The following is a 24,828-nucleotide window of genomic DNA, read 5'->3' on the forward strand; positions in this document are numbered from 1 at the left end:
CGCGCCGTTCGCCCGTGACCGACCTCAGACCACCGGCGGCCGACCCGCCGCCGTCATCCGCCAGACGGTGCGCCACGACATGGGCCGCCGCTCCCCCGCGTGCTCTCGCCACCCGGCGCGCCATCCCTCGAACCACGCGCTGAGCGCCGCGGGCTGCCGGAACCAGCGCAGCACCTGGATCGCCGTCCACGCGCCGACGTAGCACGGCACGAGGATCGCCGGCAGGTTGCGGCGTGCGAGCCAGACGCGATTGCGCGCGTTGAGCCGGTAGTAGTACGCGTGGCGCGCCGGGTCGATCACGGGGTGCGCGGCCTCGAGGTTTCCCGCGTACCAGGCGCGGTAGCCGGCATCCCACACCCGCCAGGCGAGCTCGATGCCCTCGTGGGCGTAGAAGAACGGGTCGGCCCATCCGCCGGAGGCCTCGAACGCGCGCCGCGGCATGAGCACCGCGCCCTCCCAGCACGAGAACACGTCGCTCGAGTGCGCGGGGTCGCCCTTGCGGATCCGCGGGATCCAGCGTCGGGGCGACTCCAGCCCCGTCGGGTCGACGACGCGCGGCTGCACGAGCCCGAGGTCCGGGCGCGAGGCGAGCATGCGACATCCGTCGGCCAGGAACGTCGGGCTCGGCAGGAAGGCGTCGTCGTCGAGGAAGAAGAGCACCTCGCCCGCGACCTCGGGGACGCCGCGGTTTCGCCCGGCCGGGATGCCGAGGTTCTCGGGCAGGTGGAGCGTGCGCACCTCCGGCGGGAGCGGCGGTTCGGCGGTCGCCGGATCCCAGCCGTTGCCGACGCAGACGACGTCGAGGTCGACGCCCTGCTGGTCGAGGATGCTCCGGATGCCGCGGGCGAGCTCGACCGGGCGCCGACCCATCGTGAGGACCACGACCCCGACGAGGGGCCGCCGATCGGTGGGCGTGGCGTCAGGCACGGACACGGCGGGAGGCCATGATCGCCACGAAGTGACCGAACAGGGCGAGCACGGCGAGCGGCAGCAGCGCGGCGACGACGACGCGATCGACCATCGGCTGCCCCGCGAAGAGCCCGACGACGGCCGCGGCGAACGCGATGAGCGTCAGCTCGACCGAGTGATAGAGACGGTGGAAGGGGACGAACCGGGCGGCCTTGCGGAGCGTCGCGATGAGTCCGCCGCGCGGGGCCGTCTCACCGTGCGTGTCGGCGAGCTTCGGCAGCCCGGCGTTGGCCCGCGCCACGTGCACCATGTCGTTGAGCGCCTTGTTCAGCACGATCACGAGCGCGAGCAGGGCTGCGATCGTCGTCCAGAGGAAGTCGGCGGGGAACTCGAGCGGGTACGCGGCGGCGCGGATGCCGAGCGCGAGCGGGATGAGCGCCTCCGTCGAGTAGTGGCCCACCTTGTCGAGGAAGACCCCCGCCGGGCTCGACGTGCGGCGCCACCGGGCGACCTCGCCGTCGCAGCAGTCGATCAGCATCTGCAACTGGCCGAGCACGACCGCGAGCAGGGCGCCCCAGATGCCGGGGATGAGCAGCGCCGCGGCGGTCGACCAGCCGACGAGGATCATGAGTCCCGTCACGCCGTTCGCCGAGATGCGGGTGTGCAGCAGCAGCCAGGTCACGTACGGCGAGAGGTTGCGCAGGTACAGCGACGCCGTCCAGTGCTCGGCGTTCCGTCGGCCGCGGACCTCGGGCGGTTGCGTGACCGCGCGCTGCTCGGCGAGGCTCGACGGGATCCCCCGCTCCGGCATGGGCTCCGACATGCTCACCTTCCCGTGTGCTCGGCGATGTTGCTCGTGAGCGAGAGGTAGCCGAGCACGAAGCCCGTTCCCCACGCGACGTGGATGCACGGCAGTACGAGCAGGAACCACGCCGCGGTCGCGCCGCCGCGGCGGCGCGCGTAGACGAGGGTCGCGGCGACGACGAAGAGCAGGTAGACGATCGGCACGGCGAAGCCGATCAGCAGCCACGGCGCCTGGCCCGTCGCCGCCTGCACGACGCCGACGACGCCGAGGACGAGACCCAGGACGACGCCGACGACCATCGCCGGCGGCACGAAGTAGCGGAGGCCGTTCGCGGCGGGGAACCGGCGGGCGAGCTCGCCCCGCCACAGCCCGGTGGAGAACATCTGCCGCGCCAGGCGCTCGAGGCTCGACCTCGGGCGGTAGGTCACCGCGAGCTCGGGCGTGAACCACACGGTGCCGCCGGACTGCCGGAGGCGACGGTTCAGCTCCCAGTCCTGGCCGCGCTTGATCGTCTCGTCGAAGAGGCCGACGCGCTCCAGCGCGCTCTTGCGGAAGACCCCGAGGTAGACCGTCTCGACCGCACCCTCGTGGCCGCCGACGTGGAACGCCGAGCCGCCGAGGCCGACCGGAGTCGTGTACGCGAGCGCCACCGCGCGCTCGAACGGCGTCTCGCCGCGCGCGTCCATGATGCCGCCGACGTTGTCGGCCCCCGTGCGCACGAGCGTGTCGACCGCGATGCGCGTGTAGTCGACCGGGAGCATCGAATGCGAGTCGACGCGCACCACCACCGGGTGCACGGCCGCTCGGATGCCGATGTTCAGGCCGGCGGGCGTCGACCCCACCGCGTTCTCGAGCACGTGCACGCGCGCGTCGCGCGAGGCCAGGTCTTCGACGAGCTCGGTCGTGCCGTCGATCGACGGGCCGAGCGCGATGAGCACCTCGACCGGGCCGTCGTACTCCTGCGCGAGGATCGACTCGACCGCCGCGCGCACGTGCGACGCATCGTTCAACACGGGCATGACATACGAGACGCCGATCGGCGGCGACAGATCCGCCGGATGGTGCTGGTCGGGCATGGTCCTCACTCGGGCACAGGGTCGATCGAGCCTAGCAGCAGGGATCCCCGGAATCGGCGTCGCGGCGCGGGATCGCGCGGCACGACGACGGGGGCCGGACCCGAAGATCCGGCCCCCGTCGCGGTGCGTGCGAGGCGCGCGCGGCGCTCAGCCCTCGAAGGTGCCGAGCGTCACCGTCACGGTGATCGACTCGCCGTCGCGCGTGTAGGTCAACTCGGCCTCGGCGCCGCCCGCGAGGGCGCGGACCTGCGCGGTGAGGTCGGTCTGATCGGTGATCGGGATGCCGTTCAGGGCCGTCACGACGTCGCCCGACTGCAGGCCCGCCGCCTCGGCGGCACCGCCGGCGCTCACCTCCGAGATGAGCGCACCGACCGTCGAGCTCTCGCCGCTCGCCTGCGCCGAGGTCACCGTCGCACCGAGCAGGCCGTGCGTGGCGACGCCGTTCTCGATGATCTCGCTCGAGATGCGCTCGGCCAGGTTCGACGGCACCGCGAAGCCGACGCCGATGTTGCCGGCCTCGCCCGAGCTGCCACCGGCCGAGAGGATCGCGACGTTCACGCCGATGAGCTTGCCCTCGCCGTCGAGCAGCGCCCCGCCCGAGTTGCCGGGGTTGATCGCGGCATCCGTCTGGATCACGGGAATCGAGATGAGGCCGCCGCCGCTCGAGGAGCCCGAGCCGCCGCCCTCCTCGCCGTCGAAGTTCCAGAAGTCGAACGGGCTGTCGCCCTGGCCGCCCTGGTCGCCCTCGCCGCTGTCGGGCGTGGACTCGGGTGCAGCAGACGACTCGACGTCGATGCTCCGGTTGAGCGCACTGACGATGCCGTTGGTCACGGTGCCGGAGAGCCCGAGGGGCGCGCCGATCGCGATCGCCGTGTCGCCGACGTTGAGCTCGCTCGAGTCGGCGAACTCGATCGGCGTGAGGCCCGAGGCATCCGCCAGCTTGATCACGGCGAGGTCGCTCAGCGGGTCGGTGCCGATGAGCTCGGCCGTGTAGAGCGTGCCGTCGTCGGCCTTGACCTGGATGGTCGGGTCGCCGGTCGCGCCGTCGAGCGTCACCACGTGCGTGTTCGTGAGGACGTAGCCGTCCTCCGAGAGGATGATGCCCGAGCCCGTGCCGCCGGACTGGCCGCCACTCACCTCGATCGTGACGACGCTGGGGCTCGCCGCCGCCGCGACGGCCGCGACCTGGTTCACCGAGCCGTCGTCGTTCACGACGAGGCGCTGCGTGCCCGACGAGGTCTGCTCGACCGCGCTGTCGCCGTCGTTGGTCAGGAGCGCCGTGATGCCGGCGCCCGATGCGCCGCCGATGAGCGCGGCAGCGACGATCGCGGCGGCGACGCCGAAGCCGACGCGACGCTGCCTGGGCGCGGGCTCCTGGGCTGCGGCCGGGGCCTGGGACTGGGGGCCACCGAAGGCGGGCGGCACGGTTCCGGCGCCACCGGCCTGCGCCGTGGCCGGCGCACCCGCGATCGGCGTGGTCGGCTGGGTCTGCCCGGGGGCCGGCGCCGTGGCCGGCTCGTGACGGTACTGGCCCGCGACGTACGGCTGCGGGGCCTGGCCGGGCGTGTAGACGGTGCCGGTCGGGCGCGGGGCGGGCGCGGCCTCGGCGGGCGCGGGCGGCGCGACCGGCGCAGCGGCCTCTGCGGGCGCGGCCGCCGAAGGCGTCGTCGTCGCGGGCTCTGCCGGCGCCGCGGGCGCGACCTGCTCGGACACGGGCTCGGGCGACGCCTCGGCACGCGGGGTCTCGACCTGGGCGGTGGCCTCCGCGGCATCCCCACCCTGGGCCGTCGGCTCGGGGTGGTTCTCCGGGTTCTGCTCGATCCCGCCGGTGTTGGTCTCGGTCATCTTCGCTCCTTCCAGCGGATGCCAGCATCCCGCTCCAAGCTGTGCGGCGAATCGGCGGTCCCTATGTCGAAGCTATGTCGCCACCGTGAACCGCCCGGGCGCCGCAGTCAGCGTAGCCGCCGGAGCGTGGCATACGGTGTGAGCGTGGATCCCATCCCCTCCCGACCGCTCGCACCGTGGCAGCGGACCGCCGCCGGCGCGGGCCTCCTCGCCGCCGACGGCGGTGTCGCCCCGACCGTGTTCGCCGAGATGAGCGCGCTGGCCGTCTCGACCGGGGCGATCAACCTCGGTCAGGGATTCCCCGACGAGGACGGCCCGCGCGAGGTGCTGGATGCCGCGCGCGAGGCGATCGCGACGGGCCTCAACCAGTACCCGCCGGGGCCGGGCATGCCCGTCCTCCGCGAGGCGATCGCGCGTCACCAGCACCGCTGGTACGGGCTCGCCGTCAATCCCGCACGCGAGGTGCTCGTCACCGCGGGGGCGACCGAGGCGCTCGCCGCCACGCTGCTGGCCTTCGTGGACGACGGCGACGAGGTCGTCACGTTCGAGCCGTCGTACGACGCCTACGGGGCGGGGATCGCCCGTGCGGGGGGCATCCATCGCACCGTGCCCCTGCGCTTCCCCGACTGGCGGCCCGACCACGATGAGCTGCGCGCCGCCGTGACCGACCGCACCCGCGTCATCCTGGTCAATTCCCCGCACAACCCGACCGGCATGCTCCTCGACGAGGCCACGCTCGACCTGATCGTCGAACTCGCGCACCGCCACGACGCGCTCATCGTCACCGACGAGGTCTACGAGCACCTGGTCTTCGACGGCCAGCACGTGCCGATCGCGACCCGCCCCGGCGCCTGGGACCGCACGATCTCGATCTCGTCGGGCGGCAAGACCTTCAACACGACCGGGTGGAAGATCGGGTGGGTCACCGGCCCGACGCACCTCGTGACCGCGGTGCTCGCCGTCAAGCAGTACCTGACGTTCGTGAACGGCGCGCCGTTCCAGCCCGCGATCGCCGCCGGGCTCGACCTGCCCGATCGGTTCTTCGCGAATGCCGCGGCCGAGCTCGCCGCCCGCCGCGACCTGCTCGTCGCGGGCCTGACGAGCGCCGGGTTCACGCCGTCGGTCCCGGCGTCGGGGTACTTCGTCGTGGCGGATGCCGCCCCGCTCGGCGCACGCGACGGCGACGCGTTCTGCCGCGACCTCCCCCATCGCGCCGGGGTCGTGGGCGTGCCCGTCACGGCGTTCGTGCACCCGGAGCGCCGCGCCGAGGTGCGCAGCCTCGTGCGGTTCGCGTTCTGCAAGCGCCGCGAGGTGCTCGAGACCGCGACCGAACGGCTCGCGGCGATGCGCTGAGGCCGACGGCGGCCGCGGGTCAGGACTCGTCGCGCACCACGACGGCGAACCGTCGCAGCGCGAGCGCGGGGTTGCGCTTGCGCACCTCGGCGATGCGGTCGGTCGAGAGCCAGGAGAGCACGACATCCGTCTGCTCGCCGATGGTGGCGACCTCGACGCCCATCGGGTCGACGATCATGCTGTTGCCGGCGCCGACGGGCGGGGCGTGGTCGGCGGCGAGCACGTACGCGGTGTTCTCGATCGCGCGCGCCGTCGTGAGCGTGCGCCAGTGCGCCTCCTTGAGCGGCCCGCGCACCCACTCGGCGGGCATGCAGATCGCGTCGGCCCCGGCATCGACGATGCGGCGCGAGACCTCGGGGAAGCGCGCGTCGTAGCAGGTCTGCAGGCCGAAGCGGATGCCGCCGACCGCGAACGTCTCCGGATCGGCGATCTCGCCCGGGGCCACCCACTCGCTCTCGCGCTGGCCGAACGCGTCGTACAGGTGCAGCTTGCGGTACGCGGCGACGACTCCCCCGCCCGGCGCGATCGCGACCACGGTGTTCCCGACGCGGCGCTGCTCGCCCGCGGGGCGCTCGATCATGCCGACGACGAGGTGCACGTCGAGCCGATCGGCGAGCGCACCCAGTGCCGCCGTGAACGGGCCGTCGAGCGGTTGCGCCGCCGCGGCCCAATCGGGGCCCGGCTCGGGCGTGAAGTAGCTCGAGTACTCGGGGAACACCACCAACCGTGCGCCACGGCCCGCGGCGAGGCTCGCGAGCCGGTCGATCTCGGCGAGGTTGGCGTCGGTGTCGTCGCCGGGCGCGAACTGCGCGACCGCGACGGCGAGGGGCGCGGCATCCGTCTGCATGACGCCAGCCTAGGCTGGGGCGGCCGAGCTCACACGCGGAGCTCCCGGCCGACGATGACCGTCCGACGGGCCGGGAGTTGCGCGAGGTCGAGCGGCGAGCCCTCGGCGCGTTCGAGCGCGATGAAGAGTCGTTGCTGCCACCTCGGAAGGGTCGAGTCCGCGTCGGCCACCGGTGAATCGGACGAGACGACGTAGGTGGCGTCCTCGAGTTGCTCCGCATCGAACCCGGAGCCCGGACGGGAGGCCGCGATCGTCAGCGCGTCGACGACCAGCACCCGCTGGCGGTACCCGAAGCCGGCGTCGACGACCGTCACGCCCGGGGCGAGTGGCCGGCTCTCGACCTCGATCCCGAACGGCGAGGTCGTCGTGTGCATCGCCAGCACGATGACGTGCTCGGAGAGCACCCGGTAGCGCTCCAGGATCGTCGAGAGCGCGACCGGGGCGGTGTCGCTGCTGCGAGCCAGGTAGACCGTGGTCCCCGGCACGCGCGGCGCGGCGGCGAGGCGATCGACCATGCTGGCGAGCAGCGGCTCGTCCGCACGTCGGGCCGAGGATCGCGACGACCGTGGCCAGGGTTCGCACCGTCGCGGTCGGGTGCGCACGCCGGAGTTGGGCGAGGAGGGCCAGCAGCCCGCCCTCGCCGTCGTTGTCGAACCGCATGAGGACGCCGACGTAGAGCACCGTCACCACGAGGGTGATCGACCAGACAACCATCGAGGTCACGCCGTAGACCGTCGTGGAATCGATCGACCCGGCCGGGGCGAGCGCCGCGCTCAGCGCGTAGAGCGGGCTGGTCCCGATGTCGCCGAACACGACGCCGAGCGCGCCGACCGCCGCAAGGCCGGTGGGCGTCGCAGGCGTCGCCCGGCCGGCACGTCGTGTCACGGTCACATCCGCTCCTTGACTCCGCCCCGGATGAGCAGCCAGTTCACCGGGTAGCTCGTGCAGAAGCCCACGATCATCGCGAGCTGCATGACGAACCAGAACTCCGGAGTGAGCACCGGGATCATCCCGCCGAACCAGAGCGGGACCAGCAGGAACTGGGCGATCGCCATCGTCCCGTACATGCCGACCTGCCAGGCCGAGATGGATGCCGCGTCGGCCGCGACCGCGGCCTTCAGGCCGTCGCGGAGGTTCAGCCCGCGCATCGGCGCGATGGCGAAGAACTGGAAGGCGATCCCGATCGCGAAGGCGAACACGAAGTCCCACACCCACACCGCGAAGATGCGCTCCTGGAAGAGCCATCCGTAGCCCGTGACCACGGCGAGCACCGGAACGAGCACCAGCAGGAACTCCCCCACGATGTCGCCGAGCGTGCACCCGGCGCCGCAGTGGTTCGTGCTCACCGCGACGGCGTCCGGCATGCTGCGCCTGCGCGGCGGGCGGTCGTCGCCGCGGCGGGCGGCCCGTCCGATCCGCAGGTAGACGAGCAGCCAGAGGATGCCGCCGAAGAGCATGTTCACCGGCCAGACGACGTTCATCACCGACATCCGCTGCGGTCGACGTCGCACGTCGAGCCAGACCCACCCGGCGCACGCGAACCCGATGACGAGCGACGTCCAGGCGATCGCCGTCACCCAGGCGGGGAACGTGGCCGCGTCGGCGGGCATGCCCGTACTCTACGGGCGCGGCATGGCCACCGCGGCAGCCGCGCCGACGCCGGACCGTTCGACCTGCGGCGGACGAGCCGGCTGCTCTGGGAAGCTGAGCCATGGACAACATCGAAGTCACGGGCACCAACGGTGAGCGTCTCCTGTTCGACGGCGCCACGGTCGCGAAGTTCCGGCACAACGGGCTGCAGGAGGCGGCCCGCAACCCGGTTTCGACCTACCGGGACCTCCGAGTCACCCACCGGCCCGGCAGGCGCGGGAAGCCGGACACCTACGAGGTGCTGCTCGCGATGTCCTCGTTCATGTCGCTCACGATCGATGCGTCGCAGAAGCCGCAGCTCGACGCACTCGCGGAAGCGCTCGAACGCTCGAAGGCGTGAGGGGACCGGGCGCGCCGGGGTCCCGGCTCGTCGGCGCCTCATGCCGATGCGCCGACGCCCGCCGCTGACGCTGGGGGGATCGCTTCAGCGTGGGGCCCGGGAGCCTGCGGTCCCGACTGCACGAGTGACCGACTCGGGCGGTACGAGGGTGTGAGACAGCGACGACGCCGCCGCGGCGGCTTCGAAGCTCCGCGGGCCGCGAGTCACTCCCCGAGCGACGAGCAGGGCGAGCGCGATGCCGAGCGCGCACCAGATGCCCATCGAGATCGACGACCACGAGAACGCGTCCGCCAGCGCCGCACCATCGGTCTCGCCGGCGTCCATGCGGCGGGCGCCGACCCCGCCGTAGACGGACGCGACGATCGCCGTCATCACCGCGGCACCGACGTACCGCGCCATGTTCGAGATCCCGGAAGCCGCCCCGACCTCCGAGGGATCGACGGCCGCGGTCGACAGCGAGGAGCACGGACCGTTCTGCAGGCTCATTCCTGCGGCGACACCGATCAGCGGCAGCACGAAGAGCGCGTACGTCCAGGACTCCTGGACGAACGCGAGCGCCGCGAACGAGCCGGTCATGATCATGAACCCGACGGCGATGGTGGTCCGTGCGCCGATCTTTCCGACGATGGGCGTGATCAGCGGCGACAGCACGACGGCGGCGGCAGCGACGGGCAGCGTCGCGAGTCCCGCTTGGAACGCATCCATGCCCAACGTCGCCGGGTCCTGGAAGTACAGGCTGACGACGTACATGATCGCGTTCACTGTGCCCGAGCCGAGCAGGATCGAGAGTGTCGCGCCGACGAGGATTGTGTTGCGGAGCAGGTTGAGGTCGAGCAAGGGCGCGCGGACGCGACGCTCGACCATGACGAACCCGACGGCGGCGGCGATCGTGATGCCGAAGCATCCGATCGTCTGCCAGGACAGCCACCCCCACGCGCTCCCGTTGGTGAGCGCGAAGATGAGCGGTGCGAGCACGGCGGCGATCAGCACGGTGCCCGCGAAGTCGATCGATCGGGATCGCGTGGGATCGCGCGATTCCTGCACGGCGAGCAGGGTGACCGGGATGCAGGCGGCGGCGATGGCGGCATCGATCCAGAACAGGCCCTGCCATCCGAGCGTGGAGGCGAGGAGGCCGCCGACCAGCGGACCCGCAGCGGCGCCGACGGCCGATGCCGCACCCCACAGCGTGACCGCGCGCAGCTGCTCCTTCCCGGTGTTGGCCGCCGACAGCAGGCTCATCCCGCAGGCGAGGATCGTCGCGCCGGCGGCCCCCTGGATGCATCGGCCGGCGATGACGCCGAGGCCGTCCTGCGAGAGCGCGATGAGCACGCAGGAAGCGATGAAGAGGACGAGACCCCAGAAGAAGATGCGTCGGCGCCCGAAGACGTCGCCCAGCGATCCGGAGGTCACGATCACGGCGGCCCCGACAAGCGAGTATCCCGTCACCGCCCACTGCAGCGTGTCGGTCGACGTGCCGGTGTCCGCGGAGATGGCCGGGATGAGGATCGAGACCGCCGAGGTGTTCGCGTTCACCACCAACGCCGAGACGCAGGTCGCGATCAGCGCGCCGAGCGCCTGACGTCGGGCGGTCGCCGTGCTCGGGTCGCTCATGGCTCCGTTCTTAGCATCGGTTCGGGCGTCTCGGCCAGAGTCGCGCGGCCGTCCGATGTCGCATGGAGGACTTTGGTCCCGCGGCCGAGCGGTGCCGCGTCAATAGGTTGGCCGCGACGATGAGGATCGACTGAGGGGGCACCTGAATTGCTGTCGAAGTGGGCATCCGTCCGGGCCGCCGCGCGGGCCGGCAAGCGAACCGGTGGAGCACGATGAGCGCCGCAGACGCTTCGGCCGGCGGCCGGCGCGGAGCCGCCATGGCACGCGCGAAGGCCGTGCCCGGGACAGTCTGGATCTCGTGGATCGCTCTGGCGCTGATGACGACGAGTTCCGTCGCGAGCCTGCGACCCGCACCGACCATGGCCGTGTACGGGCTGGCCGCGATCTTCCTCTACATCGTGCCGGCGATCGTGTTCCTGCTACCGACGTCGCTGGTCGCCGCCGAACTCGCGTCCGGATGGGAGGGCGGGGTCTACAAGTGGGTGTCGACGGGAATCTCGAAGCCCATGGGCTTCCTGGCGATCTGGTGTCAGTTCGCGATGACGATCTTCTACTATCCGAGCCTGCTCGGATTCGTCGCCTCGACGCTCGCGTACGTCATCAATCCGAACCTCGCCTCCAGCGGAGTCTGGACGGCGCTCGTGATCATGGTGTGCTATTGGTCCGGCGTCTTCATCTCCTCCCGCGGCACGAAGGGCGTCGCAGGCCTGGCGAGCGGCGGTCTCATCATCGGCACCCTGATTCCCGGCGCCATCCTGGTGCTCCTCGGCGCGGTCTTCCTCGGGCAGGGCAATGAGTCCGCGGCACCCATGACGGCCGCCAACCTGCTGCCCCAGTGGGCGGGACTCGCCAGCCTCGTGCTCATCGTGAACAACTTCCTGTCGTACAGCGGCATGGAGATGAACGCGGTGCACGTGTCGTCGCTGAAGAACCCCGCCCGCGACTACCCGAAGGCGATGTTCCTCGCCATGGGCCTGGTGCTGCTGATCTTCATCCTCCCGGCCCTCGCGATCAGCTGGATCGTCCCGGCGGAGGAACTGTCGCTCACCGCGGGCGTCATGCAGGCCTTCGACGCCATCTTCGCCGCGTTCTCGATCTCGTGGCTCACTCCACTCGTCGGCATCATGCTCGTCGCGGCATCCCTCGGCGGTATGCTCACCTGGCTCGCCGGACCCTCGAAGGGCCTCCTGCTGATCTCACGCGAGGAGGGCTACCTCCCCCCGTTCCTGCAGAAGCTCAACAAGCACGGCATCCAGCAGAACCTGCTCGTGACCCAGGGCGTCGTCACCACCATCATCGCCCTCGGATACGCATTCATCCCGAACGTCTCCAGCGCGTATTGGATCTTCTCCGTGATCACGACGCAGGTCTACCTGATCATGTACCTGCTCATGTTCGTGGCTGCGATACGTCTGCGGAGGACGCAGCCGGACCACCCACGCGGGTACCGCGCTCCGATGCTCATCGGTCTTGCGGGAATGGGCTTCGCCGCGTCGCTGGCCGCTCTGCTCGTCGGGTTCATCCCGCCGTCGCAGTTCGGTGGAGAGAGCCCCTGGCTCTACCTGGTCATCGTCGGTGGCGGCGCCCTCGGTCTCGGCCTGCTCGTGCCGTACCTGTTCTACCGGTTCCGGAAGCCGTCATGGAAGATCGCCTCGGAGGCGAGCCCGGAAGCCGACACGACCGGCGCCGAGGGGAGCGAGTCATGAGCACCGGATCCGAGACGCAGCCGACGCGCGAGCGATCGGTCATCTACATCGTCACCGTCGCCGTGCTCGTCGTCGTCGCCGCGATCGCACTGTTCTCGTTCCTCGCAGCGCGGCAGGACGTGAGGGCGGAGGATCAGGCCGAGGAACTGATCCAGGCGCTCGAAGCGGAGGGCGTCGACGTGCGACTGACGCCCGAGCAGGTCGCGAGCGTGCTCGGAGACGACGGTGGCGCCGTGTGCGCGAATCCCAACGGAGCACTCTCACGTGCCGTCCTCCTCGACCGCCTCACGAACGGCGCCGGCGGCCCCGGTCTGCGTGCCACCATCGTCGAGCAACGCCTGCTTACCGGTCAACTCCTCATCATCGAGACGTACTGCCCGGACGAGCTGGACGAGTTCCAGGAATTCGTAGACGGGCTGTACACGGTCGACGGGAACGACGCGTGAGCGGCGCCATCGGCGAGCGCATCCGTGCGATGATGCCGGCCGCGAAGGACGAACTCGCAGAGCTCGTCTCGATCCGTTCGGTGGCCGACCCGCGCCAGTACCCCCCGGAGGAGTGCGCCCGGGCGGCCGAGTGGGTGCGCGAACGCTTCGCACGCCTGGGCTTCGACGACGCGAGGCTGGAGGAGACGCCCGACGGCAGCCGGGCGGTGATCGGGATGAGGGCGTCCGCCGACCCGAACGCCCGCACGGTCCTGCTGTACGCCCACTACGACGTGCAGCCCCCGCTCGACGAGTCGGCGTGGCGCACTCCGCCCTTCGAGCTGACCGAGGTCGACGGACGGTGGCATGGCCGCGGCGCGGCCGACTGCAAGGGCAACATCCTGATGCACCTGCTGGCCATCAGGGCGCTCGGCGACGACCTCCCCGTCAACCTGAAGCTGGTTGTCGAAGGCTCCGAAGAGCAGGGGACAGGTGGGCTTGAGCGATACGTCGCGGCGAACCCGGACCTGCTCCGGGCCGACGCCATCCTCGTCTGCGACACCGGGAACGCCGCGGTCGGTGCACCCGCCCTCACCGTCACGCTCCGAGGCATGGCCAACGTCGTCGTCCGGGTCGAGACGCTCGCCTCCGAGATCCACTCCGGGATGTTCGGCGGGCCCGCCCCGGATGCGCTCAGCGCGCTCATCGCGATCCTCGCATCACTGCACGACGCATCCGGGAACACCACCGTCGACGGCCTGGACCACACCCAGACGTGGGACGGCGCCCCATACGACGCCGTCCAGTTCCGCGCGGACGCGGGCGTCCTCGACGGCGTCGACCTCGTCGGCGACGGGACCGTCGCGGACGGACTCTGGGCGCGTCCGGCGTTGACGGTGCTCGGGATCGACGCGCCTCCGGTCGTCGGCTCTGCCGCCGCGATCGTCCCGCGTGCCGCCGCCCGCCTGAACCTGCGCGTGCCCCCGAAGACGGATCCGCAGGCCGCGCACGATGCGCTCGTCGCCCATCTCAGGTCGAACGCGCCCTGGAACGTCCGAACGACCATCGAGACGGAGGCCATCGGCGCACCCTTCAGTGCGACCACGCACGGGCCGGCGTATCGCACGATGGCCGCAGCGATGGAGCAGGCCTACGGCGTCGAGATGACCACACTCGGCCAGGGCGGCTCCATCCCGCTGTGCAACGTGTTCGCGGACACGTATCCCGATGCCGAGATCATCCTGATGGGCGTCGAAGAGCCGCTCACGCTGATCCACGCCCCGAATGAGAGCGTCGACCCGAGCGAGATCGAACGCCTCGCGGTCGCCGAGGCGCTCTTCCTCCAGTCGTACGGGCGAGACGCCTGAGTGGTGAGGTCGCGCCCCTCCGCGCCCCGACGCCGCCACGGCTCGAGAATCGCGACCGCGTATTGAAGCGGATCCGCGCCGCCATGACAAGAGTCTCCCCACGATGCGAGCCGCGTGCTGGACTGGATGCGGTACAGGCGCGCGACCGGACCTGGTTCGCGCGCACGATCGGTCCCTACGCCGACGGACGATCCATCTCGCTGGCACCGGGGCCATGACAGATGGGAAACCCTGTGCGCAGAGCACCACGACGCTCCCTCGGCGCCTTCGCCGTCGGAGCCCTCGCCGCGAGCTTCCTCGCGGTCACCGCAGCGCCGGCCTCGGCCGACGACCACGAGAACCTCCCGGGCGAGCCGACGATCACGCTGCCGATCAACGACAGCGCCGCCGGCGGAACGTACGACCAGGACTTCACGCGCGTGTACGCGGGCGTGACACCCGACGGCACGCCCGTGTACATCTACGTCCCCGAGGGCACGCCGCTCGACGGCAGCGCGCCCGTCGGCGTGGACAGCCTCGACCCGGCCTTCGACCACACCGCACCGGACGACGAGTTCGTGCCGTGCGCCGACGCCGACGTCGCCGACTACACGCTCACGCAGGCGCAGATCGACTACATGGGCGACCAGCTCGCGAACCAGATCGTCGCCGTCGACGAGGAGCACTTCGGCCCGATGGACGCCGCCGACCCCGACGAGCCCGCGAGCGACTCGCTCGTCATGGTCGTCTACAACGTGCAGGACGAGCAGTACTACGACTGCGACGTGACGAGCTACACGGCGGGCTACTTCGCGCCCGACTTCATCGACTCGGTGGGCATGAACACCATCGTGATCGACGCCTACGACTGGGCGAACCGCGTCGGGCCGGATGACTCGGAGTGGCGCGACGACGACCCCGCCAACGACCAGGCGACCCTGTACGAGGGCGTGATCGCGCACGAGCTCGAGCACCTGCTGCACAACTACAGCGACCCGGGCGAGCTCAGCTGGGTCGACGAAGGGCTCGCCGACTTCGCGGTGTTCCTCAACGGCTACGACGTGGGCGGCTCGCACCTGACGTACCACCAGGTGTTCTACGCCGAGACGTCGCTCACGCGCTGGGCGGGCGGCCTCGAGAACTACGGCGCCGCGTACACCTACTTCCAGTACCTCTGGGAGCAGGCCGGCGGCAACGGCGACGCCACCTACGAGCCCGACCTCGAGTACGACGGCGCCGGCGGCGACCTGCTGATCAAGCTGATCTTCGAGAACCAGGGCGACGGCATGGCGGGCGTCCAGGCGGCGATCGACGAGTTCAACGCGCAGACGGGCGCCGACCTCCGCACCGCCAAGGAGCTCTACGAGGACTGGGCCGTCGCGGTCTACCTCGACGACGAGGACTCGGAGCGCTTCGACATCAAGGCCGTCGACTTCGGCGACCCGGCGTCGACGAGCTGGACCATCGACATCGCGGACGACCAGTTCTGGGACGGACGCGGCTCGAACCAGGGCGCCCAGCCCGCGGCGAAGTGGGACCGCCGGAAGAACGGCCAGGCCGACACGGCGCTGCCGTACGGCATCCAGATCGAGCGGTTCCGCAACCCGGGGCCGACGGTCGACGTGTCGCTCGACGGCGACGACACCACGCAGATCGCCCCGCACACGGGCGACACGCACTGGTACGGCGGCTACGAGAGCCAGTCCGACAACATCCTCGACGTCGACGTGACGGATGGCGCGGCCTCGACCCTCGACTTCTGGTCGTGGAACTTCATCGAGGAGGGCTGGGACTACGGCTTCGTCGAGGCACTCGTCGGCGGCGAGTGGGTCACCGTGCCGCTGACGGATGACTCGGGCGCGGTCGTGACGACCGACGACGACCCGCACGGCAACAACGAGGAGGGCAACGGCCTCACGGGCACGTCGGGCGGCGAGTACTTCGTCGACGAGCCCGAGTACGTGCACCTCTCGGCCGAGCTGCCCGCCGGCACGACCGACGTGCGCTTCCGGTACTCGACGGATGCCGCGTACCTCGACACCGGATGGTTCGTGGACGACGTCATGGTCGACGGCGAGGCCGTCACCCTGTCGTCGGCCGACGGCGAGTGGATCGAGACCACCGGCCTCCAGGACAACAACTGGACGCTCCAGGTCATCGCGAGCTGTGACCTCACCCCCGGCGAGGACTCCGAGTACGAGATCGTCGACGAGGCCGGCAACCACGTGTACCGCCTCCAGGGCGACGACGTCACGATGTCGGGCCTCGACACCTCGTGCGCGAAGGGCCAGAACCGCGACTTCGCGACCCTGGTGTCGAACCTGCCCACGGGCGATCTCGACACGCTCGACGCGGGGTACGAGCTCACCGTGACGAACACCGGCAACGGCAAGGCCGTCGGCAAGAACGGCTAGATCCGCTGAAGGCGGAAGGCCCCCGGTCCGACTGGACCGGGGGCCTTCCTCATGTCGAGACGGCCGATCGCCGACGCGCCCCGTTCTGGGGGCGGGCGTCGCCTTGTCAGTGGTCTCTCGGGGGGCGTACGGTGCTGCGCGGAGGCATGCCAACGCAGGCGGAGCCGTCTCGAGGCCCAGCCGTGAAGAGAATCGGGGAAGCCGCCATGAATCGTCGAACCCAGCTGAAGGTCCTCGCCACGATCGCCGCGGCGGGCGCGCTGGCCCTCGCCGGCGGCCCCGCGCTCGCGGCACCCGGCGGCAGTGCCTACACGTGCGCCGGGGGCGACATCCCCTCGGGGCTCTATTCGTCGGTCATGGTCACCGGCGACTGCGGCATCGAGGTGGGCGCGGTCATCGACGTCACCGGAAATCTCGAGGTCGCCGCCGGGGCATCCCTGGCCGGCGATCTCGTCGCATCGACGATCACGATCGGCCGCAACGTCACGGCAGGAGAGGGCTCCTACCTGGCGCTCGGATGCCGGCCGAGCTCGCTCGTCGGCAACACGGCCCACCCGTGCTGGGGCATGGCGACCTCGCCCGAGGTCGAGCCGCAGGACGTCTCGGAGGTCGAGATCGGCGGCAACGTCACGGCGACCGGGGCGGATTCCGTCGCGCTCAACGGGGTGGACGTCGCCCGCAACGTGACCGTGCTCGGCGGCGGCGGTGCGTTCACGTACTGGCCGATCAAGAACAACTCGGTCGGTGGCAACATCACGATCAGCGGTGTGACCGCCGAATGGATCGGGGTCATGTTCAACGTCGTCGGCGGCAATGTCACGCTGAGCGACATCACGAGCGTCGACTCGCACCCCTTCGCCAACCCGGTCGTGTACATCGTGAAGAACCACATCGGCAGGAACCTCACCTGCACGAACCTCGTCCACGGCGTGTCCGGCGGCTTCGACCCCACCGGAGTGAACGTCGTCGGTCGCAACGCGAACGGTCAGTGCGCCGGGCTCGTGTGAGCGGAGGTCTCCGACCTGCGCGGTGATCGTACGCCCACCGTCGTGTCCGGACGGCGAACTGCTTGCCGCACGATTCGCCGCCCGATAGCGTGCTGGCCAGCGGGTCCGGCGGTCGAGTCCGGCCGAGCACCGCTCGGGGAGCGCGATGGGGACACCGACGACGGCGGAGCTCGCGAGATCCGCCGTGAGCGACCGGCGCTGGGGCACGGCGAGCTTCCTGTTCGCCGAGGCGCAGCGCGCCGACGAGGTGCTGAGCGAGCACGACCTCGAGGAATGGTCGACCGCGCTCTTCCTCCGAGGTGAGCGCACGCCCGCCGTCGAGGTGCTGACTCGCGCCCACGATGCGTACTTCGCCCGAGGCGACCTCGAGCATGCCGCCCGCACGGCGAACACGATCTCCATCCAGCTGCTCGAGGCCGGCGAGGTCACGGCGTCGGCCGGGTGGATGTCCCGGAGTACGCGCCTGGCCGAGCGTCTCGACGAGTCGAGTCCGGTCGTCGCGACGGTGGCGCTCGTGCCGGCCGCCATGGCGGCGACCTTCATGGGCGACCTCCAGGAGGCCATCCGGCGCTTCGAGTTCATCGCCGACGTCGCCGAGCGCCATGTGGACGAGGAGCTCGCGGCTCACGCGGCCTTCGGCAGGGGGCTGAGCCTGCTCAAGCTCGGACGGTGGGCCGACGGCTTCGCCGAACTCGACCACGCCATGGATGCCGCGGCATCCGGACGCCTCGCACCCACGTCGGTCTGCCTGTTCTCTCGCGCCGCACTCGACCTCGCCCACGCCGCGTCGGATCTCGATCGTGCGGAGCGCTGGACGCGCGAGTTCGCCGGATGGTGCGACGCGCAGCCCGAACTCGTGGCGTACACGGGCCAGGCGCAGGCGTATCGCGGAAAGCTGGCACTCCAGCGCGGCGCCTGGGCGGAGGCCGAGGTCGCCGCGGAACGCGCCGATCGGTGTCGCCGCGACGGCGATTTCACCGCCATGTACGTCGCGTCCTACCTCGCCGCAGACCTCCAACGGCTTCGCGGCGCCCTGCACGCCGCCGAGACCCTCTACCGGAAGGCCGGTGAGACGGGCTTCGACCCCCAGCCCGGGCTCGCGCTCGCGCTCCTCGCCGGCGGTGACGTCGGCGCCGCGCAGGCCATGATCCGCGCGGCCGTCGCCGCCGCGGATGCCGGCGAGATGCTGCGCCTGCTCCCGGCTGTGGTCCGGACGGAACTGGCCGCGAACGACGTCGAGGCGGCACGACGCGCTGGCGATGAATTGGCTCGGCGTGCCGGAACTCCGCGCCCGCCGCTTCTTGCGGCGGTCGTGGACCTGGCCGAGGCCGAGGTACGGCACGCGGAGGGCCGATCGTCCGATGCGCTCGAGGCGCTGGCCCGGGCCGAGAGCGGGTTCTCCGGGGTCGGCGCACCCGACGAGGTCGCGCGCTGTCGCCTCCTGCGTGGCCGCATCCTCCGCGCGCTCGACGATCCCGGGTTCCGTGCGGAGCTGGCGGCGGCGCGAGCGCGATTCCAGGAGGTGGCAGCCCGCCTCGACGTCGACGTGATCGACTCCCTGCTCGGCGAGCGGACGCCGCAGGCGCTCACCGTGCGCGAGCTCGAGGTGCTGCGGCTCCTGGCGACGGGTCTGAGCAACCGCGGCATCGCCGAGCGGCTCTCGCTCAGCGAGAAGACGATCGCCCGCCATCTCAGCAACATCTACGGCAAGCTCGGCCTCTCATCACGTTCCGCCGCGACCGCGTACGCGTTCCGGCACGATCTGGCCTGAGGCGTCCTCCGGGGCCCGGGTCGCTCAGCGGCTCCCGAGGAAGAAGTCGAGCACCGCGAGGGGCCCGTCGAGGTACGCGGACGTCCCGCCCATGATGCGCGGCTGGACGGCGTTCGGGTTCGGCACGACGTGGCCGCCCCCCTCGACCGCGAAGAGCACGACGGGCGCGGGGCCGTCGTAGACGGTCCGGGTCACGTCCGAGTCGCCCTCAGCGTCGGTGTTGGCGAAGACGGATGTCGCTCCGTCCGGGCCGTCGCCGTTGCGGTCGGCGACGAAGGCGGCGCTCTCGTCGGCGGAGAGCACGAGACCGAGGTCGGAGCCGACGAAGCCGGCCGTGCCGCCGTCGAACGGGTTGATCGGGTCGGCGGTGCCGAGCACGAACATGGTCGGCACGGCGGTGCCGCTCCATTCGCACGTGTTGTTCTCGTCAGCCGGGTACGCGGCGGCGAACGCGGCGACGCCCTGCACGAGGTCGGGTGCTTCGGTGCCGAGCCGGATCGAGAGGTGGCCGCCGTTCGAGAGCCCGGTGGCGAACACCCGCTCGCGGCTCGTGCCGAACGACGCGGCGAGATCGTCGATCATCGCGGAGACGAACGCGACGTCGTCGATGTCGTCGGTGCGAGCCGGGTAGGGCGTGGCGGCGCGGCAGTCGTGCCAGGTCTTCTCGTATCCCTGGGGGTAGACGGCGACGAATCCGCGTTCGACCGCGAGTTCGTCGAATCGGTAGCCGGTGACGGCGCGCATGCTCTCGGCGTCCATGTTCGATCCGTGGAATGCCGCGATCCTGGACCTGAGAGAGCCCTTCGACGCTCAATGCACGGACGTCGACGCCATCTGGGCCGTCATCCCACGCGCCCGCCTACGCCACGTCGGCGTGCCGCCGGGCGGTCGACGCGTCCACCGCGACTCACCCCGGGGCCGCGTCCTTTCGAGCGCGATCACCACGACATGGCAGAAGCTCGCCACGGCGCGCGCGACGGACGCCGCGGGCCTGGCACATCACATCGTCGTCGCCGCGGAGTCGGTGCTCGCCGCGGGAGACTTCGCACCGCCCGACTCGTCGCTGGCCACCGCCATTCGCGGCTTCATCGACGCACGGCTCGACGATCTCGAACTCGACGGCGAGGTGATCGGCCGCAAGTTCCACTGCTCACGCTCCACGCTGTACCGGATCTTCACCCCATACGGCGGGATCACGACGTACATCCGAGCACGGCGCCTCGAGCGCTGCCTCGACGAGCTGGCCATCCCGGCCGAGTCGGCGCATCCGATCAAGGACGTCGCGACGCGCTGGGGCTTCGAGAACCCCAGCCACTTCCATCGCCTCTTCACTGCGCGTTACGGACTCGCACCTTCCGCCGTCCAGCGTCTCGCGGTGCGAGCACCCGTCACTGCGTATGGCTCGCAGACCCATCGCAAGATCCAGACATTCCACAAGTGGGCACTCCGCGCGTGAGCGACGATCGCTGCACCAGAGACGCTCAGTCCACCTCGGCCGACTCGGAACCACGTTCGACCTCATGGACACGAGGCTCGGACGAGAGGTCTCCATCCTCACCACACCCGTGCTCGACGCGTCGCTCGTCGGACTGACAGAGAAAAGGCCCGGTCAGAAATTTCTTCTGACCGGGCCTTACTTGGTTGCGGGGGCAGGATTTGAACCTACGACCTCTGGGTTATGAGCCCAGCGAGCTACCGAACTGCTCCACCCCGCGGCACAAGAGATAACACTAGCACGGGTTTCGAGAGCGGTCGAATCGGGGTCGCATCCCGGGCGGGTCGGGGTCTCGATACGGCGCTGCGCGCCTACTCGACCACCGGGGCAGGGGTCTCGATACGGCGCTGCGCGCCTACTCGACCACCGACGGAGCCGAGGCCACCAGCTCGTACCCGAGCGGCAGCCAGTCCCGGTCCGGCCAGCCGAACATGCCGTCGCCCTTCGGCACCGTGATGGGGAACATCCGCCACGGCAGCTCGTAATGCTCGGCGAAGTGGTCGACAGCGAGCCCGGCGTCGTGCAGCGCCCTGAACACCTCGCCGAGCGGATGCATCCACTCCCACGTCCTGGCATTGACGAGCCGCGCCTCGGGGTCGGCGTAGTCGCTCGGGTCCTCGATGATGTCGGGTCCGGTGCCGACGTACGGATAGGCGAAGACGGGCATGCCGCCCGGTCCGGCGTCGCCCTCGAAGACGTATGCCGCGGGGTGGCCGTCGGCGAAGAACAGGCGGCCGCCCGGCTTCAGGAACCAGGCTATGATGCGTGCCCACTCCGCGACATCCGGAAGCCACCCGATCGTGCCCCACGTCGTGAAGACGAGGTCGAACGACTCCGGCTCGGGCAGTCGGTGGCGGGCGTCGTAGACGTTCGCCTCGACGAACCGTGCGCGATCGGCGACGCCGAGCTCGCCCGCCATGCGCCGAGCCTCCTCGACGGCGGGCCGTGAGAAGTCGAGGCCGATCGCCTCGGCGCCGAGGTTCACGAGCGAGAGCGTGTCGGAACCGAAGTGGCACTGGAGGTGCAGCACGCGCACCCTTTCGAGGCCGTCGGGGAACATCCGGTCGATCCCGGCCTGCGCGATCGGGTCGAGCACGCTCCCACCGGCGCGCAGGCGCGAACGGTCGTAGAAGGTCGACGCGACATGGAGCGCCACCCGCTCGTCCCAGTTCGCGCGGTTCTCCTCGAGCCAGTCGCCCGAACCGAGGTCGACGGCGGCCATCAGCCGTTCGAGGGTTCCTCGGTCGCGGGCGCCTCGGTCGACGGCGTCTCCGTGGAGCTCGCGCCGTCGTCCGCGAGGACGATCAGCTCGGAGATGATCTCCGCGAGTTCGGCGTCGGCGGCGCCGTACGCCACCCAGTCGCCGTCCTGCAGCGCCTGCTGCTTGTCCTCGATCGCCTGGCGCGCGCGGTTCAGCAGCGACTGCAGCTCGGTGTCCTCGGTGGTCGGGGGCGCCTCGCCCTCGCCTTCACCGCCGGTCTCGCCGCCGTCCGGCGTGGTCGGTTCGACCTCCTCATCGCCCGCGGCGGCTCCCGAATCGCCGCCGAACAGCACGTTCAGCGCCTCGTCGAGCGTGTCCTGGAACGCGATCTCGTCGCCGAACGCGACCAGCACCTTCTGGAGCAGCGGGTAGCTCGTCTCACCGGTCGACTGCACGTAGACGGGCTGGACGTAGAGCAGGCCGCCGCCGACGGGCACCGTCAGCAGGTTGCCGTTGATGACGTCGGACTGCCCCTGCTTCAGCAGGTTCAGCGACTGCGACACCGTCGGGTCGGAGTTGAACGTGTTCTGCACCTGACCGGGGCCGGGCACGTTGTCGTCCTCTGGCAGCGAGAGCAGCCTGAGCTTGCCGTAGCCCTCGGCGCGTTCACCATCGGTCGCCCCCGCATCGGAGTCGACCGCGAGGTACCCGCGCAGCACGTTCCGGCTCGCGCTGCCGCGCGCCTCGGGGATGAACGTCGAGTAGATCGAGTAGGTCGGCGCCTCCTGGCCGGGCATCTGCATGGTCAGGTAGTACGGCGGCTGGAGGAACGACGTCGCCGCGCTCTGCGTCGGGTCGAGCGGCGTCGTCCACGCGTCCTCTCGCGAATAGAACGTCACCGGATCGGTCACGTGGTAGCGACCGAGCACGGCGCGCTGCATCTTGAACAGGTCGGCCGGGTAGCGCACGTGGCTCATCAGCTCGCCCGACATCTCGCTCATCGGCTCGATGGCGTTCGGGAAGACCTTCTGCCAGGTCTGCAGGATCGGGTCCTCGGTGTGCCACGCGTACAGCGTCACGCTGCCGTCGTACGCGTCGACCGTGGCCTTCACCGAGTTGCGGATGTAGTTGACCTCGTCGAACGCGAGCGGCTGCTGCACCGACTCGCTGTCGGAGATCGCCTCGCTGTAGCTGACCTTGTTCGAGTACGGGTACTGGTCGGAGAGCGTGTAGCCGTCGACGATCCAGACGATGCGCCCGTCGACGATCGACGGGTAGGTGTCGCTGTCGAGCGTCAAGTACGGCGCGACCTTCTGCACACGCTCGATCGGGTTGCGGTCGTAGAGGATCTGCGACTCGTTCGAGACCTGGTCGGAGAGGAAGATCTGCTCGGACTGGAACTTCAGCGCGTACACGAGCTTCGTGAACACGTTGTCGAGCACGGGCCCGCCGTCGCCGGTGAACGTCGTCTGCTGCGGTTCGCCCTCGCCGCCCGCCGGGTAGTCGAGCTCGATCGGCGATGCGCCCTCGGGCGCTCCCACGATGGAGTAGTCGGGCGAGTTCTCGCCGAAGTACACGCGCGGCTCGAACTCGGGAAGCGTGCCGCTCGACGGGATGCCCGACTCGAGGAACACGGGCTGACCGTCGCTCTGGCGCTGGTTGCCCGCCGCGGCGACCAGGCCGTAGCCGTGCGTGTACACGAGGTGCGAGTTGAACCACGTCTGCGCGTCGTTCAGGCCCTCGAGGTTGAGGTCGCGGATGGCGACGACCGTGTCCTGCGACTGACCGTCGATCTCGTACCGGTCGACGTCGAGCATCTCGGGGAACTGGTAGTACTGACGGAACTGCTCGAGCTGCCGGAACGCCGGGCTGATCACGGCCGGGTCCATGAGGCGGATGCTCGCGGTCGTCGCCGCGTCGGAGCGCAGCGCGCCCGGCTCGGCGTCCGTCTCGGCCTCGTACGGGATCTCCTCGATGTCGGCGACGCCGAACGCGTCGCGGGTCTGGTCGATGTTCTTCTCGATGTACGGCGCCTCGAGCGCACGCGCGCTCGGGTCGACCTGGAAGCGCTGCACGACCCACGGGTAGAGCGAGCCGATGAGCAGGCTCGACACGATGAGCAGCACCGCACCGACGAGCGGCAGCCGCCACCGACCGAGGATCGCGGTGATGAAGAACAGGATCGCCACGACGGCGGCGATGACCGAGAGGATCTGCCGGCCGGGGATCGTCGCGAACACGTCGGTGTAGGACGCACCCGTGATGAGCGACCCGGTCTCGGTGACGGTCGCGTACTGGTCGAACCAGATGCTGACGGCCTGCAGCAGCAGGTAGAGGCCCGCGGTGATCGCGATCTGGATGCGGGCGGCCTTCGAGATGACGACCTCGCGGCCGTTCACGCGGATCGCGCCGTAGAGGTAGTTCGTCGCGATGACGAGCAGGCCCGAGAGCAGCACGACCGCCGACGCGAAGCCGACGACGGAACGGTAGAAGGGCAGCTCGAAGACGTAGAAACCGATGTCGAAGCCGAACTGCGGGTCGTTCGAGCCGAACGGCGTGCGGTTCAGCCAGGCGAGCACCGAGTCCCAGCGGCTCGCGGTCGAGACGCCCGCGAAGATGCCGAGCACGGCCGGGATGCCGTACATCGCGAGGCGTCGGAGGGGCTCGAAGATCTCCTGATAACGATCCAGTTGCGAATTGAGCTTCGCGTACACCGGACGGGTCCGGTAGGCGATCTGGATCGACAGCCACACCGGCAGCGCCATCGCGATGAACCCGATGAAGAAGAGCACGATGCGGGTGATCCACTCGGTCGTCAGCACCTCGATGAACCCGAGCTGCTGGTACCACCGGATGTCCGCGTAGATACCGGCGAAGACGAAGAACGCGACGACGAGGGCACCGACGATGCCGATCGTGATCGCGATCGGCGCGCGGCGGCGCGTCGTCCTCGGTTCCTGCGACTGTGCTGTGGACACTCTCGGCCTCATTCGGGTCGGGATGGGATCGGATTTCCATCCTATGGTC

General features: G+C 70.4%; 20 protein-coding genes, 1 tRNA gene and 1 pseudogene. 9 read left to right on the plus strand and 13 right to left on the minus strand.

Annotated elements, in window-relative coordinates:
* Window positions 1-24 precede the first annotated feature (24 nt).
* The 4 genes from ACIQH8_RS13425 to ACIQH8_RS13440 form a co-directional block, all read right to left on the minus strand.
* Window positions 25-870, minus strand: a complete 846-nt coding sequence (locus ACIQH8_RS13425) for a glycosyltransferase family 2 protein (RefSeq protein WP_400999843.1) — start codon at window positions 868-870, stop codon at window positions 25-27.
* 49 nt (window positions 871-919) lie between these two features.
* Entirely contained in the window at window positions 920-1,732 is an 813-nt protein-coding gene (locus tag ACIQH8_RS13430) for a CDP-alcohol phosphatidyltransferase family protein (protein ID WP_400999411.1), read from the minus strand.
* A 2-nt stretch (window positions 1,733-1,734) separates the two neighbouring features.
* Complete coding sequence (locus tag ACIQH8_RS13435; RefSeq protein WP_400999413.1) at window positions 1,735-2,790, minus strand: glycosyltransferase family 2 protein; 1,056 nt, start codon at window positions 2,788-2,790, stop codon at window positions 1,735-1,737.
* Window positions 2,791-2,937: 147 nt separating this feature from the next.
* The gene (locus ACIQH8_RS13440) at window positions 2,938-4,635 is read right to left on the minus strand and encodes a S1C family serine protease (RefSeq protein ID WP_400999415.1); all 1,698 of its coding nucleotides are present in this window, start codon (window positions 4,633-4,635) and stop codon (window positions 2,938-2,940) included.
* Between the two features lie 144 nt (window positions 4,636-4,779).
* Between ACIQH8_RS13440 and ACIQH8_RS13445 the strand changes: the two genes are divergently transcribed.
* Window positions 4,780-5,988 (plus strand): aminotransferase class I/II-fold pyridoxal phosphate-dependent enzyme, encoded by a 1,209-nt coding sequence (locus ACIQH8_RS13445; RefSeq protein WP_400999417.1) that lies wholly within the window; start codon window positions 4,780-4,782, stop codon window positions 5,986-5,988.
* A 19-nt stretch (window positions 5,989-6,007) separates the two neighbouring features.
* Here ACIQH8_RS13445 and ACIQH8_RS13450 read toward each other — a convergent pair whose 3' ends face one another.
* The 4 genes and pseudogenes from ACIQH8_RS13450 to ACIQH8_RS13465 all read right to left on the minus strand — a co-directional run bounded on the left by ACIQH8_RS13450 (window position 6,008) and on the right by ACIQH8_RS13465 (window position 8,445).
* Window positions 6,008-6,835: a carbon-nitrogen hydrolase family protein gene (locus tag ACIQH8_RS13450; protein ID WP_400999419.1), complete on the minus strand. Its 828-nt coding sequence runs from the start codon at window positions 6,833-6,835 to the stop codon at window positions 6,008-6,010.
* Between the two features lie 29 nt (window positions 6,836-6,864).
* Window positions 6,865-7,350, minus strand: coding sequence for a hypothetical protein (locus tag ACIQH8_RS13455; RefSeq protein WP_400999421.1), 486 nt, complete (start codon window positions 7,348-7,350; stop codon window positions 6,865-6,867).
* 43 nt (window positions 7,351-7,393) lie between these two features.
* Window positions 7,394-7,726: pseudogene (locus ACIQH8_RS13460) on the minus strand (KUP/HAK/KT family potassium transporter); the annotation flags it as partial.
* Window positions 7,723-8,445, minus strand: coding sequence for a DUF4396 domain-containing protein (locus ACIQH8_RS13465; RefSeq protein ID WP_400999423.1), 723 nt, complete (start codon window positions 8,443-8,445; stop codon window positions 7,723-7,725). The gene ACIQH8_RS13465 and the pseudogene ACIQH8_RS13460, both read right to left, overlap by 4 nt.
* 101 nt (window positions 8,446-8,546) lie before the next feature.
* On the opposite strand from ACIQH8_RS13465, the gene ACIQH8_RS13470 reads away from it, so the two are divergent.
* Window positions 8,547-8,825 (plus strand): hypothetical protein, encoded by a 279-nt coding sequence (locus tag ACIQH8_RS13470; RefSeq protein WP_400999425.1) that lies wholly within the window; start codon window positions 8,547-8,549, stop codon window positions 8,823-8,825.
* Between the two features lie 84 nt (window positions 8,826-8,909).
* Here the strand turns inward: ACIQH8_RS13470 and ACIQH8_RS13475 are convergent, their stop codons facing one another.
* The gene (locus ACIQH8_RS13475; RefSeq protein WP_400999427.1) at window positions 8,910-10,436 is read right to left on the minus strand and encodes an MFS transporter; all 1,527 of its coding nucleotides are present in this window, start codon (window positions 10,434-10,436) and stop codon (window positions 8,910-8,912) included.
* A 257-nt stretch (window positions 10,437-10,693) separates the two neighbouring features.
* Here ACIQH8_RS13475 and ACIQH8_RS13480 point away from each other — a divergent pair, with 257 nt between their 5' ends.
* The 6 genes from ACIQH8_RS13480 (at window position 10,694) to ACIQH8_RS13505 (ending at window position 19,105) form a co-directional block, all read left to right on the plus strand.
* The gene (locus ACIQH8_RS13480) at window positions 10,694-12,142 is read left to right on the plus strand and encodes an APC family permease (protein ID WP_400999429.1); all 1,449 of its coding nucleotides are present in this window, start codon (window positions 10,694-10,696) and stop codon (window positions 12,140-12,142) included.
* The gene (locus ACIQH8_RS13485) at window positions 12,139-12,588 is read left to right on the plus strand and encodes a hypothetical protein (protein WP_400999431.1); all 450 of its coding nucleotides are present in this window, start codon (window positions 12,139-12,141) and stop codon (window positions 12,586-12,588) included. Before ACIQH8_RS13480 ends, ACIQH8_RS13485 begins: the two co-directional genes overlap by 4 nt.
* Window positions 12,585-13,934 carry a dipeptidase gene (locus ACIQH8_RS13490; protein ID WP_400999433.1) on the plus strand — a complete coding sequence of 450 codons (1,350 nt, stop codon included), beginning with the start codon at window positions 12,585-12,587 and terminating at the stop codon, window positions 13,932-13,934. The genes ACIQH8_RS13485 and ACIQH8_RS13490 overlap by 4 nt, the downstream gene beginning before the upstream one ends.
* A gap of 233 nt (window positions 13,935-14,167) precedes the next feature.
* Entirely contained in the window at window positions 14,168-16,327 is a 2,160-nt protein-coding gene (locus tag ACIQH8_RS13495; protein ID WP_400999435.1) for a hypothetical protein, read from the plus strand.
* Between the two features lie 206 nt (window positions 16,328-16,533).
* Window positions 16,534-17,334, plus strand: coding sequence for a hypothetical protein (locus ACIQH8_RS13500; RefSeq protein ID WP_400999437.1), 801 nt, complete (start codon window positions 16,534-16,536; stop codon window positions 17,332-17,334).
* Window positions 17,335-17,479: 145 nt separating this feature from the next.
* Window positions 17,480-19,105 (plus strand): LuxR C-terminal-related transcriptional regulator, encoded by a 1,626-nt coding sequence (locus ACIQH8_RS13505; protein WP_400999439.1) that lies wholly within the window; start codon window positions 17,480-17,482, stop codon window positions 19,103-19,105.
* A gap of 24 nt (window positions 19,106-19,129) precedes the next feature.
* On the opposite strand, the gene ACIQH8_RS13510 is transcribed toward ACIQH8_RS13505, so the two are convergent.
* On the minus strand, window positions 19,130-19,864 hold the full coding sequence (locus ACIQH8_RS13510) for an alpha/beta hydrolase family esterase (protein WP_400999441.1): 735 nt from the start codon (window positions 19,862-19,864) through the stop codon (window positions 19,130-19,132).
* Between ACIQH8_RS13510 and ACIQH8_RS13515 the strand changes: the two genes are divergently transcribed.
* Entirely contained in the window at window positions 19,863-20,561 is a 699-nt protein-coding gene (locus ACIQH8_RS13515) for a helix-turn-helix transcriptional regulator (RefSeq protein ID WP_400999443.1), read from the plus strand. The two genes, ACIQH8_RS13510 and ACIQH8_RS13515, sit on opposite strands and share 2 nt — an antisense overlap.
* Window positions 20,562-20,743: 182 nt before the next feature.
* Here the strand turns inward: ACIQH8_RS13515 and ACIQH8_RS13520 are convergent.
* From ACIQH8_RS13520 to ACIQH8_RS13530, 3 genes are all read right to left on the minus strand, one after another.
* Window positions 20,744-20,820, minus strand: a tRNA-Met gene (locus ACIQH8_RS13520).
* 135 nt (window positions 20,821-20,955) lie between these two features.
* The gene (locus tag ACIQH8_RS13525; RefSeq protein WP_400999445.1) at window positions 20,956-21,822 is read right to left on the minus strand and encodes a class I SAM-dependent methyltransferase; all 867 of its coding nucleotides are present in this window, start codon (window positions 21,820-21,822) and stop codon (window positions 20,956-20,958) included.
* Window positions 21,822-24,791, minus strand: coding sequence for a UPF0182 family protein (locus tag ACIQH8_RS13530; protein ID WP_400999447.1), 2,970 nt, complete (start codon window positions 24,789-24,791; stop codon window positions 21,822-21,824). Before ACIQH8_RS13530 ends, ACIQH8_RS13525 begins: the two co-directional genes overlap by 1 nt.
* Between the last annotated feature and the right edge of the window lie 37 nt (window positions 24,792-24,828).

Origin of the sequence: Agromyces sp. GXQ0307 (assembly GCF_044769845.1) — a bacterium.
Classification (GTDB): domain Bacteria; phylum Actinomycetota; class Actinomycetes; order Actinomycetales; family Microbacteriaceae; genus Agromyces.

What these genes read in the sequence shown, in the direction of transcription:
- ACIQH8_RS13470 (WP_400999425.1), top strand. Translation starts at nt 8,547, where the DNA reads ATGGACAACATCGAAGTCACGGGCACCAACGGTGAGCGTCTCCTGTTC.
- ACIQH8_RS13505 (WP_400999439.1), top strand. Translation starts at nt 17,480, where the DNA reads ATGGGGACACCGACGACGGCGGAGCTCGCGAGATCCGCCGTGAGCGAC.
- ACIQH8_RS13480 (WP_400999429.1), top strand. Translation starts at nt 10,694, where the DNA reads ATGGCACGCGCGAAGGCCGTGCCCGGGACAGTCTGGATCTCGTGGATC.
- ACIQH8_RS13455 (WP_400999421.1), bottom strand. Translation starts at nt 7,350, where the DNA reads ATGGTCGATCGCCTCGCCGCCGCGCCGCGCGTGCCGGGGACCACGGTC.
- ACIQH8_RS13530 (WP_400999447.1), bottom strand. Translation starts at nt 24,791, where the DNA reads ATGAGGCCGAGAGTGTCCACAGCACAGTCGCAGGAACCGAGGACGACG.
- ACIQH8_RS13515 (WP_400999443.1), top strand. Translation starts at nt 19,863, where the DNA reads ATGTTCGATCCGTGGAATGCCGCGATCCTGGACCTGAGAGAGCCCTTC.
- ACIQH8_RS13425 (WP_400999843.1), bottom strand. Translation starts at nt 870, where the DNA reads ATGGGTCGGCGCCCGGTCGAGCTCGCCCGCGGCATCCGGAGCATCCTC.
- ACIQH8_RS13475 (WP_400999427.1), bottom strand. Translation starts at nt 10,436, where the DNA reads ATGAGCGACCCGAGCACGGCGACCGCCCGACGTCAGGCGCTCGGCGCG.
- ACIQH8_RS13465 (WP_400999423.1), bottom strand. Translation starts at nt 8,445, where the DNA reads ATGCCCGCCGACGCGGCCACGTTCCCCGCCTGGGTGACGGCGATCGCC.
- ACIQH8_RS13510 (WP_400999441.1), bottom strand. Translation starts at nt 19,864, where the DNA reads ATGGACGCCGAGAGCATGCGCGCCGTCACCGGCTACCGATTCGACGAA.
- ACIQH8_RS13500 (WP_400999437.1), top strand. Translation starts at nt 16,534, where the DNA reads ATGAATCGTCGAACCCAGCTGAAGGTCCTCGCCACGATCGCCGCGGCG.
- ACIQH8_RS13435 (WP_400999413.1), bottom strand. Translation starts at nt 2,790, where the DNA reads ATGCCCGACCAGCACCATCCGGCGGATCTGTCGCCGCCGATCGGCGTC.
- ACIQH8_RS13450 (WP_400999419.1), bottom strand. Translation starts at nt 6,835, where the DNA reads ATGCAGACGGATGCCGCGCCCCTCGCCGTCGCGGTCGCGCAGTTCGCG.
- ACIQH8_RS13485 (WP_400999431.1), top strand. Translation starts at nt 12,139, where the DNA reads ATGAGCACCGGATCCGAGACGCAGCCGACGCGCGAGCGATCGGTCATC.
- ACIQH8_RS13440 (WP_400999415.1), bottom strand. Translation starts at nt 4,635, where the DNA reads ATGACCGAGACCAACACCGGCGGGATCGAGCAGAACCCGGAGAACCAC.
- ACIQH8_RS13525 (WP_400999445.1), bottom strand. Translation starts at nt 21,822, where the DNA reads ATGGCCGCCGTCGACCTCGGTTCGGGCGACTGGCTCGAGGAGAACCGC.
- ACIQH8_RS13430 (WP_400999411.1), bottom strand. Translation starts at nt 1,732, where the DNA reads ATGTCGGAGCCCATGCCGGAGCGGGGGATCCCGTCGAGCCTCGCCGAG.